General features: G+C 62.4%; 16 protein-coding genes. 4 read left to right on the top strand and 12 right to left on the bottom strand.

All coding sequences use genetic code 11. From position 1 onward, the window contains the following. Window positions 1-135 precede the first annotated feature (135 nt). Genes N0P34_RS08770 through N0P34_RS08755 form a run of 4 tightly spaced genes read left to right on the top strand, consistent with a single transcriptional unit; the run spans window position 136 to window position 3,612 of the window. Window positions 136-1,053, top strand: a complete 918-nt coding sequence (locus N0P34_RS08770; RefSeq protein WP_275606637.1) for a sugar ABC transporter permease — start codon at window positions 136-138, stop codon at window positions 1,051-1,053. Continuing rightward, window positions 1,043-1,885, top strand: a complete 843-nt coding sequence (locus N0P34_RS08765) for a carbohydrate ABC transporter permease (protein ID WP_275606636.1) — start codon at window positions 1,043-1,045, stop codon at window positions 1,883-1,885. The genes N0P34_RS08770 and N0P34_RS08765 overlap by 11 nt, the downstream gene beginning before the upstream one ends. A gap of 3 nt (window positions 1,886-1,888) precedes the next feature. Next, window positions 1,889-2,935, top strand: a complete 1,047-nt coding sequence (ugpC, locus tag N0P34_RS08760) for a sn-glycerol-3-phosphate ABC transporter ATP-binding protein UgpC (protein ID WP_275606635.1) — start codon at window positions 1,889-1,891, stop codon at window positions 2,933-2,935. Next, entirely contained in the window at window positions 2,935-3,612 is a 678-nt protein-coding gene (locus N0P34_RS08755) for a hypothetical protein (protein ID WP_275606634.1), read from the top strand. Before ugpC (N0P34_RS08760) ends, N0P34_RS08755 begins: the two co-directional genes overlap by 1 nt. A gap of 164 nt (window positions 3,613-3,776) precedes the next feature. Here N0P34_RS08755 and N0P34_RS08750 read toward each other — a convergent pair whose 3' ends face one another. The 12 genes from N0P34_RS08750 to N0P34_RS08695 form a co-directional block, all read right to left on the bottom strand. Beyond that, a complete protein-coding gene (locus tag N0P34_RS08750) occupies window positions 3,777-4,598 on the bottom strand; it encodes a CoA ester lyase (protein ID WP_275606633.1) in 822 nt (273 codons plus the stop codon). Beyond that, window positions 4,595-5,797 carry a CoA transferase gene (locus tag N0P34_RS08745; RefSeq protein ID WP_275606632.1) on the bottom strand — a complete coding sequence of 401 codons (1,203 nt, stop codon included), beginning with the start codon at window positions 5,795-5,797 and terminating at the stop codon, window positions 4,595-4,597. The genes N0P34_RS08750 and N0P34_RS08745 overlap by 4 nt, the downstream gene beginning before the upstream one ends. Before the next feature lie 319 nt (window positions 5,798-6,116). Beyond that, window positions 6,117-7,172 carry a sn-glycerol-3-phosphate ABC transporter ATP-binding protein UgpC gene (gene ugpC, locus N0P34_RS08740; protein ID WP_275606631.1) on the bottom strand — a complete coding sequence of 352 codons (1,056 nt, stop codon included), beginning with the start codon at window positions 7,170-7,172 and terminating at the stop codon, window positions 6,117-6,119. A 131-nt stretch (window positions 7,173-7,303) separates the two neighbouring features. Next, on the bottom strand, window positions 7,304-9,400 hold the full coding sequence (locus tag N0P34_RS08735; RefSeq protein ID WP_275606630.1) for an ADP-ribosylglycohydrolase family protein: 2,097 nt from the start codon (window positions 9,398-9,400) through the stop codon (window positions 7,304-7,306). A gap of 75 nt (window positions 9,401-9,475) precedes the next feature. Next, window positions 9,476-10,645 (bottom strand): ADP-ribosylglycohydrolase family protein, encoded by a 1,170-nt coding sequence (locus N0P34_RS08730; protein WP_275606629.1) that lies wholly within the window; start codon window positions 10,643-10,645, stop codon window positions 9,476-9,478. 179 nt (window positions 10,646-10,824) lie between these two features. Further along, window positions 10,825-12,258: an extracellular solute-binding protein gene (locus N0P34_RS08725; protein WP_275606628.1), complete on the bottom strand. Its 1,434-nt coding sequence runs from the start codon at window positions 12,256-12,258 to the stop codon at window positions 10,825-10,827. Window positions 12,259-12,678: 420 nt separating this feature from the next. Further along, window positions 12,679-13,578: a carbohydrate ABC transporter permease gene (locus N0P34_RS08720; protein ID WP_275606627.1), complete on the bottom strand. Its 900-nt coding sequence runs from the start codon at window positions 13,576-13,578 to the stop codon at window positions 12,679-12,681. Further along, window positions 13,578-14,453 carry an ABC transporter permease subunit gene (locus tag N0P34_RS08715; protein ID WP_275606626.1) on the bottom strand — a complete coding sequence of 292 codons (876 nt, stop codon included), beginning with the start codon at window positions 14,451-14,453 and terminating at the stop codon, window positions 13,578-13,580. Before N0P34_RS08715 ends, N0P34_RS08720 begins: the two co-directional genes overlap by 1 nt. Before the next feature lie 134 nt (window positions 14,454-14,587). Further along, entirely contained in the window at window positions 14,588-15,643 is a 1,056-nt protein-coding gene (locus N0P34_RS08710; protein ID WP_275606625.1) for a LacI family DNA-binding transcriptional regulator, read from the bottom strand. A gap of 247 nt (window positions 15,644-15,890) precedes the next feature. Beyond that, the gene (locus N0P34_RS08705; protein ID WP_275606624.1) at window positions 15,891-16,913 is read right to left on the bottom strand and encodes a TRAP transporter substrate-binding protein; all 1,023 of its coding nucleotides are present in this window, start codon (window positions 16,911-16,913) and stop codon (window positions 15,891-15,893) included. 87 nt (window positions 16,914-17,000) lie between these two features. Next, window positions 17,001-18,275: a TRAP transporter large permease gene (locus N0P34_RS08700; RefSeq protein ID WP_275606947.1), complete on the bottom strand. Its 1,275-nt coding sequence runs from the start codon at window positions 18,273-18,275 to the stop codon at window positions 17,001-17,003. 47 nt (window positions 18,276-18,322) lie between these two features. Beyond that, the gene (locus N0P34_RS08695; RefSeq protein ID WP_275606623.1) at window positions 18,323-18,865 is read right to left on the bottom strand and encodes a TRAP transporter small permease subunit; all 543 of its coding nucleotides are present in this window, start codon (window positions 18,863-18,865) and stop codon (window positions 18,323-18,325) included. Window positions 18,866-18,939: the final 74 nt, after the last annotated feature.

Below are 18,939 nucleotides of genomic sequence, written 5' to 3'. Positions count from 1 at the left end.
CCCGAGGGTCATTCGCCGCAACCACAAAGGTGGCGGTGCCCAAGAAGGTCGTCGGTTTATCCCCGGCCCCGTCGGGAACATCAATGCAATGCGCCCACCAATCAGACTGTGGGAAGCGGCGAAGGAACCTACCCCATGAGTGCCTCGGCCTCGCCAAACTCCAAGCGCCCGTTCTGGACCATCGCGCGTCGCGATGCGGCGGCCGGCTACATATTCATCGCCCCCCAGCTGCTCGGTACGATTATCTTCGTGCTGATCCCGCTTGGGCTGGTGTTCTACTACTCGCTGCACGAATGGAACGTGCTGGCCAACACTTTCACTTTCGTCGGTGATGCCAATTACCAGCTGCTGCTGCGCGACCCGAACCTGCCGCAGGTTCTGTGGGCGTCGGCCGTGTTCTCGGCTGGCCTTGTCGTGCTCAATATGAGCCTCGCGCTGCTGCTCGCCGTGCTGATGGATCAGAAGCTCAAGGGCATCGTCGTCTTTCGCACCCTGTTTTTCTCGCCCGTCGTCGTCTCGCTCGTCGCCTGGACCATCGTCTGGAGCTTCCTGCTGCAGGTCAATGGCGGCATCAATGGCCTGCTCTCGATGATCGGCGTCGAAGGCCCCAACTGGCTTCGCCAGCCCGGCACCGCCATGATTTCCGTGGTCGTCGTGCAGGTCTTCAAGAATGTCGGGCTGAACATGATCCTCTTCCTCGCCGCCCTCCAGGGCGCGCCGAAGGAGCTTTATGAGGCCGCCCGCGTCGATGGCGCCCCCGCCTTCAAGCAGTTCCGCCGCATCACCCTGCCGATGATCTCGCCGACCATCCTGCTGACTTCGATCATCACCATCGTCGGCTCGCTGCAGGTCTTCGCGCAGATCGCCATTCTCACCAAGGGCGGCCCGGGCGTCTCCACCACGGTTCTGGTCTATTACCTCTACCAGCAGGCGTTCCAGTTCAACTTCTTCGGCTACGGATCGACCCTCTCGATCCTGCTCTTCCTCATCGTCGCGGTGCTGACTTTCATCCAGTGGCAGATGCGCAAGCGGATCGTCTTCTATGAAAACTGATCTCTCCCCCCGCATGAAAGTCGCGCTCTACGGGCTGCTCTGCGTGCTGCTCGTGCCCTTCGTCTTCCCCACCTGGTGGATGATCACTTCCTCGGTGAAGCCGATCAGCGACATCTTCGCTTTCCCGCCCGATATCTGGCCACGCCGGTTTGACTGGACCACCTATCAGAAGGTGTTCGAGCTCCAGCCCTTCGCGCGCCAATATTGGAACTCGGCCTATATCGCCGCCATCGTCACCGTGGGCACGATGATCATCTCGTCCATGGCCGGTTACGCTTTCGCACGCATCAAATTCCCCTTCTCCAACGCGATTTTCATGATCGTGCTTCTGGGGCTGCTTATTCCGTCCGAAGTCACCATCGTGCCGCTGTTCCAGATGTTTTTGAGCTGGGGCATGATCAACACCCACTGGCCGCTGATCCTCGTGCCGATCTTCGGTGCGCCCTCGGTGTTCGCTACCTTCGTCATGCGTCAGTTCTTCATCTCGCTCCCGGGCGAATTGGAAGAAGCCGCACGCGTCGATGGCCTGGGCCGGTTCAAGATCTTCTGGACCATCGCCCTGCCGCTGGCCAAGCCCGCGCTCGGGGCCGTCGCGATCTTCACCTTCCTCCACTCCTGGAACCTCTATCTCGAGCCCATCGTCTTCATCTCCTCGACCAACATGTTCACCCTGCCCCAGGCGCTGACCCAGTTCACCGACGCCTATGGTGGCGCCATGTGGAACATCCAGCTCGCCGCTGCGACCATGACCGCCATCCCGGTGCTCATCGTCTTCATCGTGGCCCAGAAGCAGTTCGTCGAAGGGCTCGCCCATACCGGTCTGAAAGGCTGACCCATGGCCAAAGTAACTCTCGATAACGTCCGCAAGGCCTATGGCGACATCTCCATCCTGCATGGGATCAATGTCGACATCACCGATGGCGAATTCATCGTCCTCGTCGGCCCCTCGGGCTGCGGCAAGTCCACTCTGCTGCGCATGATCGCCGGTCTCGAAACCATCTCCTCGGGCGAAATCTCGATCGGCGACCGCGTCGTCAACGAGCTCGAGCCCAAGGACCGGGACATCGCCATGGTGTTCCAGAATTATGCGCTCTACCCGCATATGACGGTCGCCACCAATATGGGCTTCTCGCTCGAGCACCGCGGTGCCTCCAAGGCCGAGATCGCCGAGCGCGTCAAATGGGCGGCCGACATCCTCGACCTCTCGCACCTGCTCGATCGCTATCCGCGCCAGCTCTCGGGCGGTCAGCGCCAGCGCGTGGCCATGGGCCGCGCCATCGTGCGCAACCCGCAGGTCTTCCTCTTCGACGAGCCGCTCTCCAACCTCGACGCCAAACTCCGCGTCGTCATGCGCGGCGAGATCAAGGCCCTGCACCAGCGGCTGGGGGTCACCACCATCTACGTCACCCACGACCAGATCGAAGCCATGACCATGGCCGACCGCATCGTGGTCATGCATGGCGGCAAGGTGGAACAAATCGGCGCCCCGCTCGATCTTTATGATCGCCCGGCAAATCTCTTCGTCGCCGGCTTCATCGGCTCGCCGGGCATGAACATCATCCCTGGCACCATCGAAGCCAGCGGGTTCGTTGCCAATGGCGTCACCTTCCCCCTGCCCGCTGGCATCACCGCCACCGGCGCGGCCAAATACGGCATCCGCCCCGAGCATCTGACCCTCGACCCCAATGGCATCCCGGCCGTGGTCAATCTGGTCGAACCCATGGGTTCTGAAACCCAGGTCACGCTGACCCTCGCCGGCCAGACCATTATCGGCATTTTCCGCGAGCGGCTCACCGCCCGCCCCGGCGAAACCATCTCGGTCACGCCCGAGCTTTCCGCCATCCACCTCTTCGACGCTGCAGAAGGCAACCGGATCAACTGATGTACGCGACGACCCCGTTCTACACTTCCCTCACCGACGGCAGCTTCCCGGTCATCGTCTCGCTGGCGCGGCACGATATCGACCTCGCCAAGGCCGCCCTCGATGCCGGCGCGACCGCGATCAAGACCCACCTCAACGCCTACCACCGCGCCACCGACCGCACCTTCGGCACCTTTACCGAAGAGCGCCCGTTCTTTGAGGAACTGGCAAAGCTCGGATGCCCGCTGCTGGTCATGGCCGGTCAGGAAACCGTCCCCACCGCCGAGGAAATGGACGCCCTCCACGACCTCGGCTTCCAGGGTTTTAACGTCTACATCGACCATCTGCAGCCGCATCTGCTGCAGTCAAAACTCCGGCCCATGCCGGCGCTGTCCGCGACCAGCACCCCGGACGATGTGAAATCCATCGCCGCCATTCCCGGCTGCATCGTCGAAGCCTCGATCATGACCTTCGACCGCTACCGCACCGCCATGACCGCCGACGATCTCGCCCGCTACAAGGCCATCGTCGACGCCGTCGACGTCCCAGTGATCGTGCCGAGCCAGCTCGCGCTCACCCCCGACGACGCCCGCGCCCTCAAGGACATCGGCATCGCCGCCCCCCTCCTTGGCGCCATCGTCACCGGCGACACCGTGGAGAGCATGGCAAAGTCCGTGAAGGCAATCGCTACCGCCTGACCCCATCCCGCCACTCTGCTTCCCTCGGGCTTGACCCGAGGGCCCCGATCCAAGCACACTTTATGGCTATTTGGTTCACGCTGTGGCCCTCGGGTCAGGCCCGAGGGCAGCGCGGTGCTCCCTTGAGCGATGAGAGCAACAACCGCGCACAGTAAGCGCTTCAATCACCGTCGGGCCAGGATAGTCCTGGCCCGCGCAATCACCGGCGCATCGACCATTTTACCGTCGAGCTCAAACGCGCCCTCGCCGCCAGCCGCCCGCGCCACCACCCGCTCAGCCCAGTCCAATTCCTCCGCACTGGCCGAAAACCCGGCATTGAGCAGCGGCACCACCGCCGGATGCACGCAGCTCGCGCCATCAAAACCATGCGCCCTGGCCTCGGCCACCGCGGCTTTGATCCCCTCGAGATCCGCATAATCGGCCACGCTGCGCAACAGCCCCAGCGACAGCAAGCCCGCCGCTTTGGCCGCATAATGCACCATCAGCTTTGGCACCCGCAGCACCTCAGGCGTCGGCTCTCCCCCGATCGCCAGAGCAAAATCCTCGCCGCCGAGCGACAGCGCCATCAGCCGCGGCCCCGTCGCAATTCTAGCAGCATCGAGCAGCGCCCCCGGATCCTCCAGCACCGCCACAAACTCCATCGGCGCCCGACCGGCCTTTGCCTCCTCGGGCTCTAGCAAATCCGCCAGCGCAGCAAATTCATCCGGACTCCGCGCCTTGGGCACCGAGAGCCCATCCGCCCCCGCCCGACACGCCGCCAGCGCATCTTCGCGCTGCCGCTCCCCGGCATTGATCCGCACCAGCACCCGCGCCCCGTTCCGCCGCACCGCCGCCACCGCGTCAGCCAATCCGTCCCGCGCCGCATCCTTGCTCGCTTCGGGCACCGCATCCTCGAGGTCGAGGATGATCGCGTCGGCCCCCCGCTCATGCGCCTTGGCGATAAACCGCTCGGAATGCGCCGGCACATAGAGCAGCGACCGCATCATTTGCTTCCGCCCTCCACCGCACGGGGCTCGACGCCAATCTCGCGAAGAATCTCGTCATTGTGCTGGCCCAGTTCGGGCGCCGGCAGCCGCCACACGCCCGGCGTACCGGACATGCGCGGCACGATATTGTGCATGGGCAGCGTCCCGAACTCGTCATCTTCCGCCGCCACGATAATCTCGCGCTCGGCAAAATGGCTGTCCGCCATGGCGTCGGCGATATTGTAGACCGGCCCCACCGTTGCCCCCGCCGCGCGCATGGTTTCCAGCGCCTCGGCGCTCTCACGCGTCGCAAACCAGTTACCGATCGCCTCATCCACCAGTGCCCGGTTCTTCACCCGATCCGAATTGGTGGCAAATCGCGGATCCCCGATCATCTCCGGCCTGCCGATGATCTCGAAAATCCGTTTCGCCACCGCCGGCGTCGAGCCCGACAGCGCCAGATATTTCCCATCGGCGCAGAGATAGACGTTTCGTGGCGAGGCCGTATTAGACGCGCTGCCAGAGCGCTGCTTGATCTTGCCGGTCACCGCATGGATCGCCGCCTCCGGCCCTAGCACCGAAAACATCGGCTCGAGGAGGCTGAGATCAATCACCTGCCCCCGCGCCGTGCCGCCCTGCCGCGCATAAAGCGCCATAATTGTCGCCGAGGCCCCATAGATCCCGGCGATCATATCCGCCAGCGCCAGCGGCGGAAGAACCGGTTCGCGATCCGGAAACCCCGTCCGATCGGCAAACCCGCTCATCGCCTCGACAATGGTCCCGAACCCCGGCAGATGCGCATAGGGTCCCGTCTGCCCAAACCCCGAAATCCGCACGACGATCAGATCCGGATTGCGCGCCAGTAGCTTTTCCGGCGCCAGCCCCATTTTTTCGAGCGTCCCCGGTCGAAAATTCTCGATGAACACATCCGCCGTCTCGACCAGCCGCCACAGCGCGTCCATCGCCTGGGGCTCACGCAGATTGAGCATCACCGACCGCTTGTTGCGCCCATAGGTCTTCCAGAACAGCGAATGCCCGTCATCCTTCCACGCCCGCAGCGGATCCCCCTCCGGCGGCTCGATCTTGATCACATCCGCCCCAAAATCCGCCAGCTGCAAGCTCAGCATATTCCCCGCCATCAACCGGCTGAGATCCAGCACGCGAATACTTTCCAGCGGTCCCCGCGCTGCAGGATCGAATCTTCTCGTCTCAAAACTCATATCTGATCCCTAAACACTGGGAGCCCCGATCTCACGGGCAAACACCGTGTCATCCCCGCGAAAGCGGGGACCTCCGTTAAACAGAGCTTCCCGCTTTCGCGGGAATGACATCGCGCAATTTCTAATCCCTCTTCCAAACCACCCCCACCCTTGATCCCTCCCCACAAGGGGGAGGGAGACGATGGAGCCGAGAGTTCGAGATAACCGTTGCTTCCAGGCTATCAAACCATTCGACCAAATATCGCGATCTCCCAGTCTGCGCCCCTCCCCCTATCAGGGGGAGGCCGGGTGGGGGTAACGAGGGCCCCTCAGCCCCCCTTCACCTCAACCGCAACCCCGTCGCCTTATCAAACACAAACACCCGCGCCGGATCGATCACCAGCCTGATCTCCTCTCCCGGCCGCAGCAGCGCATGGTCCCTAACAACCACCGAAATCTCCTCGCCGCCCAGATGCGCCAGCACTTCCTGCGCATCACCGGTCGGCTCCACCACCTGCACGCTCACCGGAACGCCCTCGGCCCCGACGGCAATCTGCTGCGGCCGCACGCCATAGACGATCTCCGTCCCCGCGGGCACGTCGAGCGGCGTGCCCAGCGGCAGATCCTGCCCACCAACCTGAACCGAAGCCCCGCCCTCGTAGCGCGCCTCGAACAGATTGATCTCCGGCGAGCCGATAAAGCTCGCCACAAACAGATTAGCCGGGTTGTTGTAGAGCTCGAGCGGCGCGCCGGCCTGCTCGATATTGCCGCCATTGAGCACCACGATCTTGTCGGCCATGGTCATGGCCTCGGTTTGATCGTGGGTCACATAAATCATCGTCTTGCCCAGCCGCTGATGCAGCCGCTTGATCTCGCCGCGCATTTTCACGCGCAGCTTGGCATCGAGATTAGACAGCGGCTCATCGAAGAGGAACGCCCGCGGGTTGCGCACGATGGCCCGCCCCATGGCGACGCGCTGCCGCTGCCCACCAGAGAGCTCCTTGGGCAGCCGGTCGAGCAAATTCTCGAGCCCCAAAATCTCCGCTGCCTCGGCCACCCGCGCCTTGATCTCGGTCTTGGACGTGCCCGCCAGCCGCAGCGCAAAACTCATATTGTCGGCGACCTTCATATGCGGATAGAGCGCGTAGCTCTGGAACACCATGGCGATGTCCCGCTCCTTGGCCGGCATATTGTTGACGACCTTGCCCCCGATGGTGATCTCGCCCGAGGAAATATCCTCCAGCCCCGCAATCATCCTGAGCAGCGTCGACTTCCCGCACCCTGAGGGCCCGACCAGCACGACGAATTCGCCGTCGCCCATTTCGAGCGAAATATCATTAAGCACCGCGACCGAGCCATAGCGCTTGCCCACATGCTTGAGTTCGATTTCCGACATTATCGCCTCCTCAGAACCACCGCGTCATTCCCGCAAAAGCGGGAACCTCTGTTACCCTCTTCACCTCTTCCCCTCGGGCTTGACCCGAGGGTCGATGCGCAGCATCGGGTGAGGGGGCCTTCTCTCTTCACTCAGCTCTCGACGATCTCGATCCGCCCGACACTCATCCGCCCCGCCGAAGCGAGCCGCAGGCCGGCCATACCGTGCTGATACTCCCCGTCCGAGGCACTGATCAGCTCCATCCCATCCACCGCAAAAGTCAGCTGATCCCCCTTTACGCTGAAGGCGAACTGATAGCTCTTCCCGGTCTCCGGAGTGAACTTCGCCCGCGCCAGCGCGGTCGAGCCAAATTTCTCCTTGAGGATGACCACCTCATCGCCCTCAAACCCGGCCGCATAGAAGCGTCCCGTGCCCAGCACCCGCGCCGTCACCAGCTGCGACGCGCCCGAGAGCCGCTGGATATCGGCCGAGACGGTGACATCCTTGGCGTAATAATGCCCGGTCCACATATCGGCATCGCCCGCCGTATGCCCCTGAATGCGCCCAAAGCTCTTCGTCCAGTGCCCACGATTGTAGGTAAACCGCGTGATCGCGCCCCATTCCTGCGCCTCGGTCTCCGGCTCGATGACGATCCGCCCCGGTCCCTCCACCTTGAAATCGGCGAGGAACAGCCGCCCGAGGAACTTCAGCCGCCCGAAATATTCGATGGAAATGCCGATCTCGTCGATCGCTTCCATCCCATCCGGCACCGCGAACGAATAGTCCTGCCAGCCCTCGGCGGATGGCACATCCCAGGCACCAACCTCTTCGATGGCCCCGCTCATCGTCCGGCGCACATAGGGCGCCACGCGCAGATTGCCGTCGCCATTCCACGGATCGAGCCAGAGCTTGAACGACACGATCTGCCCTGCATCCACCACCGGGCTGAACATCGGGCGATAGCGCTCATCGTCAAAATCCGTGCGCCGATAGAACGACTTCCAGAACACCCGACCGCCCTGCCCGCGCTCGAGCCGATCGAGCTGGATTTCCAGCGATCCGCGCGAGCCCTCCACATGCCGTTCCCCGGAATGTTTTAGGGTGATCTGGTTGAACCCCTCCGTCCGGAAACCATGGGTCGAGCCCGGCAGGTCAAAATCAAACCGCAGCCCGCGACGGGTGAAATCCTCCCGCCACAGCGCCGGAACCTCCCGACCCGCCAGTTGCAGCGCCAACACAGTCAGCTCCCGCGCAAAGCTCGGAATATCGACGATGTTGATGGCGCCAACGATGCCCGAGGCAATCAGGAAATCATTGATCGGCTTGCGATATTTGCCCCAGCCTTCATCGAGGCCCTGGAAGGTCGCGACAATCGCCGCCGCATTGCCGGCGTTACAATCGGTGTCCCAGCCGGCCATGGTGGCGATCTCGGCCGTCCGCGGCAGATCGCCCGCGCCATAGAGGATCGCCATGATGGTCACCCCCGCATTGGGAATGATGTGGCAGACGCCGGGATAGCGGTCATAGCCCCATTCGGCCTCCAGCATGTCGCGGCAGGCGCGCCAGTCCGAGGGGTTTGCCTTATGGAAGTCGATCACCGCCTGGCAGACGCGGGCATAGGTCGAGCCGGCATCAATGGTCGACATCGCCGTCGCGATGATCTCGTCAATGCTTCCGGCCTCAAACGCCGCCGCAATCGCCGCCGCACAGAACCGCGCGCCATTGAGCCCGTCGCCATCGTGCGCCACGCTCGCCGCCATCGCCGACATGTCGGCCGCCCGCTGCGGATTGCCCGGGTTCACCCAGCCCCAGCTGTCGATGAAAATCTGCCCGCCGATCTGCTCGGCCACCGTCGTGCCGTTCTGCGCAATCGAGCCCGATTGCGGTGCGGGGATACCGGCCCGCAGATTACGATAGGCGGTGTGCTCGGTCGAAACACCAAACCCACCCCACCAATACATGCCGTGCTCCTCGGCGGCGTAGTTCAGCCAGGTCTTGCCCACGTCCTCGGCGGTGCAATCGAGCCCATAATCGCGCAGCGCCCGGATGAAATAGACCGGGCCATTAGTGTCATCATCCGCCGCGAAGTTCTTGAAATCGCGGAGATATTGGGTCACCTCGCCGTAGGTTTTGTGGATGCGCTCATAGCTCCAGATGGTCGGCTCGACCGGGGCGCCGAGGCGCACGCCAATGGCCTTGCCGATAAAGCCGGCGTAGATCTTTTCGAGGATTTGGGTTTCGGACAGCATTCGTTTCGGACTTTCAAAATTCTTGGTGCGTTCGTCCCGCCGTCACAGGCAGGAGCCGGAAAACTCAGAGAAAAATCACGCCAAACCCAGTTCCGCCCTGGCCACCCAGCGCGCCTCCGCAGCCGCACGATCCGCAGCCAGAATTTCCGTCACCACCCCGGCAAACGCATCCGCCGACGCCGTCAGATCGAGCCTGTTCGCCCGGTTGATCTGCGCATGGTCCTCAGCGTCGATAACGCCCTCGCCATGCATCGCCCCCAGGATCGCCCCGGCCATCACGCCGATGGAATCCGTATCGCGCCCCGAATTGATGCCATCTTCGATCGACAGGCGGAAATCGCCATCATTGAAGAGGCAAAAACCCAGCGCCAACGGCAGCTCCTCGATCGAGAGCAACCGGCTCGGCCGATAGGCATCGGTCCGCCGCCCGACCTTTTCTTCCAAATGATTGACGTCGTCGCCCATCACCGAAAACCCACCGATGATCTCGTGGAAGATGGCGCAGACCTCTTCATGCTCAGCGTCCGTCTTCCGCAGCCGCACCGCCGCCTCGGCAATCGCTTCAATCGCCTCCCGCGTGCCATCCTTGGCCAGCCCGGTCACAGTCTCGACAATCTCGTCAATGCTCGTGCCCGGCACGAAGGCTGCCGCCACCGCCGCCGCCATCACCCCGGCCGCTTCGAGCCCATAGCTCTCCTGATGCCCCGAGGCGAAGGCGATCGCCTCGTCATAGGCGGCCTTCGGGTCCGCCGCATTCACCGCCCCGATCGGCGCGATGTACATCGCCGCCCCACAGTTCACCATGTTCCCGATCCCGCCCTGTCGCGGATCGCAATTGGCCAGCTGGTGACGCTGAAAAATCCACTTCTCCGGATAAAACAGCCGGTCGATGAGCATCGCCTCGCGCTGCAATTCGGGCACCCAGCGCTTGATCCAGGCGATCTGGCGCACCATCCCGTCGGCCATGTCCCAGGCGTCCAGATGCCGCTTCACCTCAGCGTAGATGTCCATCACCGCCAGCGTCATCAGCGTGTCATCGGTGACGATCCCGTCGCCGCGCACCCTGTGGTTCCGCTGCTCGGGCGGCAGATCCATCTTGTGCCACCGCGTCATCACCGACCGCACCCGCCCATAGCGCTCACGGATCTGGGCAGCCGACAGCTTCTCCACCGGCGCACCCAGCGCATCGCCCAGCGCCACGCCATGCATCATGCCGCGAATGCGGGAGTTCAGGGATGGGGTCATCGTATTCTCTTCATTCCTCAGCACGCGACGGTGCCGATGTTCATCGTCTCCCTCCCCCCTGTGGGGAGGGATCAAGGGTGGGGGTGGCAACAAACACCGCGCTTGTGGCGTCACCCCACCCTCATTCCCTCCCCATCAAGGGGAGGGAGGCGCAGACTGTTACATCTGCGCCCCTGCCCTTACTCGCCCAACACGCTCGCCGCGTATTCGGCCATGCGGGCACCACCGGCAGCGTTGTATTCGCTGACGAAATCGCCCCACTGGTCCAGCGAGGCCTCACCGGTGATGAAGCGGGCCACCCAGGCGCGGTAGATCTGCTCGGTGGCGTCGACCTCGGCGGCATATTCGGCCGGCCAGACAAAGGAATTGTCGGCGACGAAATCGGCCTTGATATTGTCGAGCGCGGCCTGTGCGGTCTCGCCCAAGAGCGGGGTCGGCGGCGTCCAGTTCGATGCGTTGAAGAAGCGCGCATACCAGGTCGAGATCGCGTCGGTTAAGGTCACGCTGCCATCGGCGGCAGTGTTGTGGTGCACACCCTCAAAGCCCAGCCGGTCGATGTCCTGGCCCTCCTTGGAGGCCATGAATTCGAGCACCTTGAAGGCTTCTTCCTTGTGCTCGGAGAGCGAGGAAATCGCCCAGCCGCGGGATTCCTTGGCCACATCCACCGCGGCCAGACCCTTGCCGCCCGGGCCCGACGGCGCCGGCAGCAGTACGAGGCTCACGTCCGCGTCCGGATGGGTCTGGCGCATCTTGCCCGAATAGATGTCGATCACTTCCGGCGACGAGCCGAAAATCACGCCAGCCTTGCCGGTGTAGAATTTGTCTTCCTTCACGTCATAGGTGTTGGTGACATATTCCTTGTCGAACAGGCCCTTGTCGGCCAGCCGCGCATAGAACTCGATCTTGGCCTTTTCCGCGTCGGTCACGCGGGCATTCACCCACTTGCCCTCGCCGTTCTTCATCCAGGTCCCGGTCACGCCAAACGCCTGGTTGAAGATGGAGTCGAGTTCGCCCGTATTGCCGAACCCGGTCAGGCCCAGCGTATTGCCCGGCGTGCCGTCGCCATCGAGGTCGGCGTCGTGAATGGCCTGGAACAGCGCCTCATATTCTTCCACGGTGGTCGGCGGCTGCAGGCCCAGCTCATCCAGCCAGTCCTTGCGCATCACCGGCTGCGGCGCGCGCGCAGGGTAGAGATAGATGAGATAAGGATAGTTCTCGAGCCGGTCGAAATTGTGCGGCCACATGCCGGCCTTGACCGTTTCGGACCCTTCCACCCACGGGCGCAGATCCTCGAGAATACCCTGCTCGGCCATCTTCTGGTCGCCGCCCTGGAAATACATGATGTCCGGGATATCGCCCGACAGCAGCATGACGCCCAGTGCTTCGCCATAGGCAGCAGTGCCGCCCGGCAAATCGATGGTCTGGATATCGACATCGGTCCCCTGCGCCTTGAGCGCAGCTTCGATCGCCTCGATTTCCTTCATGTCATCGGGGTTGGTGGTCAGCAGATCCTTGCTCACCAGCCGCAGCGTTGTCTGGGCCATAGCCGGCGCCACAGCAGCACCCAGCATCGCCATGGCCGTCGTTGCCAAAAGCAGCGTCTTCAATTTCATTTTTCAGTCTCCTCCGTTTATTCCGTCACACCGCTTCCGCGGAATTTTTTGTCACTTGGTCGCTACGGGCACCTCGCCCGCCACCTTCACGATGTCATTCCCGCGAAAGCGGGAACCTCCGTTCAACCGGGGTCCCCGCTTCCGCGGGGATGACCCGGGCCAAAACACCCACCAGCCCGCCTCCCTCCCCCTTGCGGGGAGGGATTGAGGGTGGGGGGCGAGAGCCCCGATCCATCGTCCGCCACCACCTCTCCTTTGGCAAAGAGGTCGAAGTCCCATCCTCGATGTCATTCCCGCGAAAGCGGGAACCTCCGTTCAACAGGGGTCCCCGCTTCCGCGGGGATGACCCGGTAGAAGGAGCCGCCCTCCATCTGCCCCCACCTCGCCCCCAAGGGAGAAGTGAACACCCCCAAAAACCCCTCATCCCTTCAGCGCCCCCGACATTGTGCCCTTGGTGAAGAACTTCAAAATCAGCGGGTAGATCGCCAGGATTGGCAGGATGGTGATGAAGATCATCCCGGCCTTGAGCGCGCGGATATTGATCTGGGCAATGGCGGTGTTGTTGGCGACATTATGGGCGCCGACGATTGCCACCTTGTCGCCCTCGATGACAAACTGGCGCAGCACCACCTGCAGCGGCCATTTCGTCTGGTCGTTGAGGTAGATCATCGACCGGAAGAACTCGTTCCAGTGCAGCACGAGATAGAAGAGCGCGATGGTGGCGAGCGCGGGCTTGGCCAGCGGCAGCACGACCAGGAAAAAGGTCTGGAACGGATTGGCGCCGTCGAGCTCTGCCGCCTCCAGCAATTCCTTGGGAATTTCCTCGAAGAAGCGAATGAGGATGATGAGATACCAGGCGCTGATCACCTTATACATGATCACCGACCAGGGCGTGTTGAGCAGGCCCATCCGCTTCATCAGGAAGTAGTCGGGAATGATGCCGGGCTCGAACACGATGGTCACCAGCACCATGATGAAGATCAGCCGCCGACCCGGCAGGCCCGGTCGCGACATGCCCCAGGCCATCAGCGCCGTGCCGAAAACGCCGAGGCACACGCTGGTGGCCGTCATCCAGATCGAGTTGAAGAGACCCCGCTGCACATTGGGATGCTGCAACAGCAGCGCCCACACATCGGTCGAAAACCCGTCGGGGATGATCGACAGGCCCGAAAAGCCAGCTACCTTGCTCGGCTCGGTGAACGACAGCGCCAAGAGGTTCAGCAGCGGATGCAGCGTGAACACCACAAGCAGCAGCAGGGTCGAGACGATAAGCACATATTCGACGCGTTCGAGCGGCGTCCGGCGCGAAAAACTGGCCATCACCACACTCCCTTGCCGGTCAGTCGCTTGCTGATGAAATGTGAGATCAACACCAGCGCCATGCCGATCACCGCCTTGAAGAGGCCCGCCGCGGTCGCCAGCGCGTATTCCCCGGTAAACAGGCCCATGCGGTAGACATAGGTGTCGAGAATATCGATGGTCGACGCATTGACCGCGTTCTGCATGTTGACCACCTGGTTGAGGTCAGCCGAGAGGAACATGCCCATGTTGAGAATGAACAGCGTGGCGATGGTCGGCACGATGCCGGGAATGGTCACGTGCCGGATCTTCTGCCAACGGCTCGCGCCGTCCAGCTCCGCCGCCTCATAAAGCTGCGGGTCGATGGCAAAGATCGCCGCGAGATAAAGGAGGCTGTCCCAACCGGCCGAGCGCCAGATTTCCGAGATCACCAGCACCCAGCGGATCGTTCCGGTATTGGTCATGTAGTTGATGGGCGCAAAGCCCATCGCCGTCTGGATCTGGTTGACCGCGCCATCGGTTGGCGACAGCAGCGCGATGAACACGCCCGCGATCACCACCCACGACAGAAAGTGCGGCAGATAGATCGCCGACTGGATCATCCCGCGGAATTTGCCGCTGCGGATTTCATTGAGCAGCAGCGCCACGATGATCGGCACCGGGAACACGAAGAGGATCTTCATGCCCGAGATGATCAGCGTATTGGCCAGCACCTGGTAAAACAGCGGCGAGGAAAACAGCGTCTGGAAGTTCTTCAGCCCGACCCAGATATTGGGCGGAATGATGCGGACCTGCTCGAAAGCCATCTTGGCTTCCCAGATCGGAACATAGTGCCAGACGAAGAAGAACAGGAGGCCCGGCGCCATCATCGCGTAATAGGGCCACCATTGGCGCACGCTTTCGCGAAAGCCCCGTCGCGATGATAGCACTGGGTTAACAGACTCGCCCGAAGTGCGAAGCGCACCACTTGCGGGAACGTTCCCACCAATAGGCGAATGTGTCGAACGCTGAGTGGCATCGGTCGCCATACTTATACCCTCCCTGTCCCCGCAATGTGCTGGGACCGCTGCGTCGACAGATCGGCGAGTGAGCCTCGCTCTAAGAGGCGACACGGCATGTAGATGCGCCGGTGGTCCGGCTTGTGTTCGATTTCGTCAAACAGGCACTCCACCGCCCGCTCGCCAATATCCCTTCCCGGCTTGGCCACGGTCGTGAGCCCAGGCCAGGCGAATTCGCCTGAAGGAATGCCGTCGAAACCGAGGATGGACACATCGCCCGGGCAATCGAGGCCCGCGTCGCGCACGGCCATCATTGCCCCCAGCGCCATCATGTCGTTGGCGGCGAACACCGCGAGATGCCCGACCCGAGCCTGCGCCAGCAGGCGGCGCATGGCCTCGCGCCCGCCCTCGACGGTATATTCGCCATCTTCGATCGGCAGGATCGCCGAATCGACATCGCGCTCCACGCAGTGCTCATGCACCGCGCGCAGAAAGCGCGACCGCGCCAGACGTCCCCGGGACCCCAGAATAAGCGCCGGGGCCATGTGTCCCTTGCTCACCAGAAAATCGAGCCCCAGCCGTACCGCTTGTGCGATATCCGAACCCACGCTCGAAATATCGGGAAACCGCTCGGCGCTCGATCCGATGAACACGCAGGGCATGCCGAACCGGTCGAGATCGTCAAAACTATCCGAGACCGGATTGACGATGGCCCCGTCCACCCGGGCGCGGCGCAGCGCGCGCAGATGCGCCGCCTCGACCTGTGGGTCCCAGTCCGATGAAAACACCAGCAGCGACGCCCCTGCCCTGGAAGCCCGGTCCTGCGCACCGCGCGCCACGTCGGCCCAGAACGGGTTGGCGATATCGGGAATAACGAGGCCCAGCATCCCGCTGCGTCCCGATCGCATCCCCACGGCCAGATGATTGCGCTCATAGCCCACGGCCTCGGCGGCCTGCACGACTTTTTCGCGCGTTTTTTCGGTGATGTTGGAAGAACCAGCCAGCGCCCGCGCCGCGGTGCTCTTGGACACCCCTGCGCGCTCGGCAACATCGATAATGGTAGGCCGTCGGTTACGGCTCAGTCCCATGGCTCTTCCCTCGCCCGGCTCCTCCGCCGTGCATGGGAACGTTACCGCGAATGGTGCGCAAGTCAACCCCGCCAGCGTCGCCCCGATGACAAACCCCAGGATATAACTTGTTTTCCAGGAGCTTAGTCGGCCCTATGCCCGATTGCCTTCGTTCCCAAATCGCCCGAAAACCGCCTTCGCCCTCGGAATTTCGCGCACAAAAAAGCCCCGCCCAGCTCGGGCGAGGCTCCAGAAATGCGGGAATAGATTATTTGGATTCGGCTGCGATGGCGGCGCGAGCCGCCTCAACCAGGGCCGGACCATCAACGCCGATGGCTTCCATTTCCTTGTACCATTCGGCATAGGTCGGCTCGGCCGCGGCCACCCAGCGCGCGGTCTCCTCGGCATCGAGCTGGACGATGTTGTTGCCGGCCTTGACGGCAAGAGCGAGGCCATTGGCGTCGCCATTGTCCATCACCCGGCCGAACTGGCGCGACAGCTCCAGCCCCGAATGCTCGTCGATGATCGCCTTCAGATCGTCCGGCAGATTGTTGTAGCTGTCATGGTTCATGAACATGCCGAAAGTCTGGCTGTAGAGGCCATGATCGCTGGTGAAACCAGTGTGGTTTTTCACCAGTTCGGCAATGCGCAGCGAGGGCGTAACTTCCCAAGGCACGGTCGTCGCTTCGATGACGCCCTTGGACAGCGCCTCCGGCGTCTGGGTCACCGGCATGCCCACCGGCTCGGCACCAAGCAGGCGCAACATATTGGAAATAATGCGAGAACCGCCTCGCACCTTCATGCCCTGCAGATTCTCGAGGGAGTTGATTGGCTCCTGCGAATGGAAGAGGCCCGGGCCGTGGGTGTGGAGCGCCAGCACCTTGGAACCGGCCACTTCGTCGGCCGCATTGTCCATCACATATTTGTAGAAGGCCGCCGAAGATGCCTCGCCGGTCGTCAGCATGAACGGCAGCTCGAACACTTCCGATTTTGGGAAACGGCCTGGCGTATAGCCCAGAATGGTCCAGACGATATCCACCACGCCATCCTTGGCCTGGTCGTAGAGATCGGCAGGAACGCCGCCCAGCTGCATCGCCGGATAGAGCTCAAAGGCGATGCGACCGCCGGAGGCCTCGGACACCATATTGGCCCAGGGCTCGATGGCCTGAGCGGGAATGGTTGCCTGCGCCGGCAGCATCTGGTGAATGCGGAGCGTCACCTCCTGGGCAAAGCTTGTGGTAGACAGCGCCAAGGCAGCAATTGCACCCAGGATAAGGCTGGTCGACTTCATTTTACTTCCTCCCTTTGAAGGACCGAACTTTCGTTCGGCCAGTTGGCCCTGCGCCTCATTTCCTCCTCGACGCACAGGGCATTTTCGCTAGTAGATCCACCAGACCAGACAGAGTGTGATCGCGGGAAAAGCTACCAGGATTATGGTGCGGACAATGTCGCTCAGAACGAATGGCAACACGCCCCAATACGTGTCGGACAGCTTTGTGCCGGGGGACATCGTATTGATAATAAAGAGGTTCATTCCAACGGGCGGCGTTATCAGCCCCACCTCCACCGCGATCAGGACGATGATACCGAACCAGATCCCGAACTCGTCCGGCGTCATGCCGAAGTCGAGCACCATCATCATCGGATAGAGGATGGGGATGGTCAGCAGGATCATCGACAGCGAATCCATGACGCAACCGAGGATAAGGTAGAACACCAGCACGATCGCGAGCACCACCCAGGGGTTGAACCCCTGCTCCCCGATCCAGTTGGCCGAAAATTGCGGCAATTGCGACAGCGCCAGAAAGCCGTTGAGAACGGCCGCTCCGAACACGATCAGGAAAATCATCGCGGTCGACATGGCGGTCGAAATCAGTGCATCGCGGATACCGGCCAAGCTCAGGCTGCGGTTGGCCAGGGCGATGAGCCCGGTGCCGGCCGCGCCGATCGCCGCCGCCTCGGTCGGCGTGAAAACGCCGGTATAAATCCCGCCGATCACGAGTACGAACACCGCCAGAACTGGCCAGATGTCGAAAAGGGCCTTGAACCGCTCGACATAGGGAACGCGCTCCAGCGTCGCGCCGGCGCCGGGCCGGACGCGAACATAAATGGCGATCACGATGATATAGCCGATGGCCGCCAGCAGCCCCGGGATAAAGGCGCCCATGAACAGTTTGGCGATGTTCTGCTCGGTCAGCACCGCGAAAATGACGAGGATCACCGATGGTGGAATAAGAATACCTAGCGTGCCCCCGGCCGCCACGGTTCCTGTCGCCAGACTATCCGAATAGCCATATTTCTTGAGCTCCGGCAGGGCCACCCGCCCCATCGTCGCCGCGGTTGCCAGCGACGAACCGACAATGGATCCGAAGCCCGCGCTGGCGCCGATCGCAGCCATGGCGACCCCACCCTTGCGATGCCCGAGCCAGGCCGTCGCGGCCTTGAATATCTTGGTGGACAGCCCGCTCATCGTCGCGAACTGGCCCATCAACAGGAACAGCGGCACAACGGAGAGGCTGTGAGACGCGAACGTGCTGTACGTGAGTGTCTTGAATTGCGACATCACCGGATTGAAGGTCTTGGTGACAAGCCAGGTCCCGACCACACCGACCACCATCATGGCCAACCCGATTGGAACGCGCAGAAAAACCATCAGCAGGACCACGGGAATGCCCAGCAGCCCCAGAATAAGATTGGTCGTCAATGTTCGCTCCCCACATGCTTGGGTCCGGCGCGCCCTGCCAGTGCATCGCTGATGGAGCGACCGAAAACATAGAGGGCCACAAAGACCATACCCGCCGCGCCCACCATCGCTGCGGCAAATGCCCATCCCATTGAAAGTCCAAGAAGAATAGTGGTTTCGCGATAGCTGAACTTGTCCAGCATGCCGAACCACAGCCGCCAGGCGATAAAGGCCGAGGCAACCAGCATCATGAAATCGGTGACGACAAGGATCCAGGCGTTTGCCCGAGGCCCGAAATTGTCCGTGACCAGCGACACCAGGGCATGGCCGCGCGAAATGTGGGCGATGGGCAGAAAGGCGAAAATCGCAAAGCCCATGCCCACCGTTATGAGCTCATAATCGCCCAGAATTGGCTTTAGCCCCGCCCAGATGAAGGCTCTGCCAATAACGCTGACGACGACAATGACAATCATCGCCAGGAGGACGACGCCCCCGGCTATCGCCAGCCAGCGCGCGACACCATTCGCCGCTCGCCCAAGCACGGACGTATCCTGGAACACTATTCCCCTCCCCGTTAGTTTGACCGCCCAGTATCTCTGTCGTGATATGCTAGCTAGGCGAGACAGCCCTCCTC

Source organism: Devosia sp. FJ2-5-3 (assembly GCF_029201545.1).
In the GTDB taxonomy this organism is placed as follows: domain Bacteria; phylum Pseudomonadota; class Alphaproteobacteria; order Rhizobiales; family Devosiaceae; genus Devosia.
The sequence above is the reverse complement of the archived record's forward strand: the minus strand, read 5'-3'. Positions and strand labels throughout refer to the sequence as shown.

Bases quoted from the DNA above. Each gene is read 5' to 3' on its own strand.
- N0P34_RS08730 (WP_275606629.1), bottom strand. From the start codon at position 10,645: ATGACCCCATCCCTGAACTCCCGCATTCGCGGCATGATGCATGGCGTG.
- ugpC (WP_275606631.1), bottom strand. From the start codon at position 7,172: ATGTCGGAAATCGAACTCAAGCATGTGGGCAAGCGCTATGGCTCGGTC.
- N0P34_RS08700 (WP_275606947.1), bottom strand. From the start codon at position 18,275: ATGGTTTTTCTGCGCGTTCCAATCGGGTTGGCCATGATGGTGGTCGGT.
- ugpC (WP_275606635.1), top strand. From the start codon at position 1,889: ATGGCCAAAGTAACTCTCGATAACGTCCGCAAGGCCTATGGCGACATC.
- N0P34_RS08725 (WP_275606628.1), bottom strand. From the start codon at position 12,258: ATGAAATTGAAGACGCTGCTTTTGGCAACGACGGCCATGGCGATGCTG.
- N0P34_RS08735 (WP_275606630.1), bottom strand. From the start codon at position 9,400: ATGCTGTCCGAAACCCAAATCCTCGAAAAGATCTACGCCGGCTTTATC.
- N0P34_RS08765 (WP_275606636.1), top strand. From the start codon at position 1,043: ATGAAAACTGATCTCTCCCCCCGCATGAAAGTCGCGCTCTACGGGCTG.
- N0P34_RS08705 (WP_275606624.1), bottom strand. From the start codon at position 16,913: ATGAAGTCGACCAGCCTTATCCTGGGTGCAATTGCTGCCTTGGCGCTG.
- N0P34_RS08710 (WP_275606625.1), bottom strand. From the start codon at position 15,643: ATGGGACTGAGCCGTAACCGACGGCCTACCATTATCGATGTTGCCGAG.
- N0P34_RS08755 (WP_275606634.1), top strand. From the start codon at position 2,935: ATGTACGCGACGACCCCGTTCTACACTTCCCTCACCGACGGCAGCTTC.
- N0P34_RS08750 (WP_275606633.1), bottom strand. From the start codon at position 4,598: ATGATGCGGTCGCTGCTCTATGTGCCGGCGCATTCCGAGCGGTTTATC.
- N0P34_RS08770 (WP_275606637.1), top strand. From the start codon at position 136: ATGAGTGCCTCGGCCTCGCCAAACTCCAAGCGCCCGTTCTGGACCATC.
- N0P34_RS08720 (WP_275606627.1), bottom strand. From the start codon at position 13,578: ATGGCCAGTTTTTCGCGCCGGACGCCGCTCGAACGCGTCGAATATGTG.
- N0P34_RS08745 (WP_275606632.1), bottom strand. From the start codon at position 5,797: ATGAGTTTTGAGACGAGAAGATTCGATCCTGCAGCGCGGGGACCGCTG.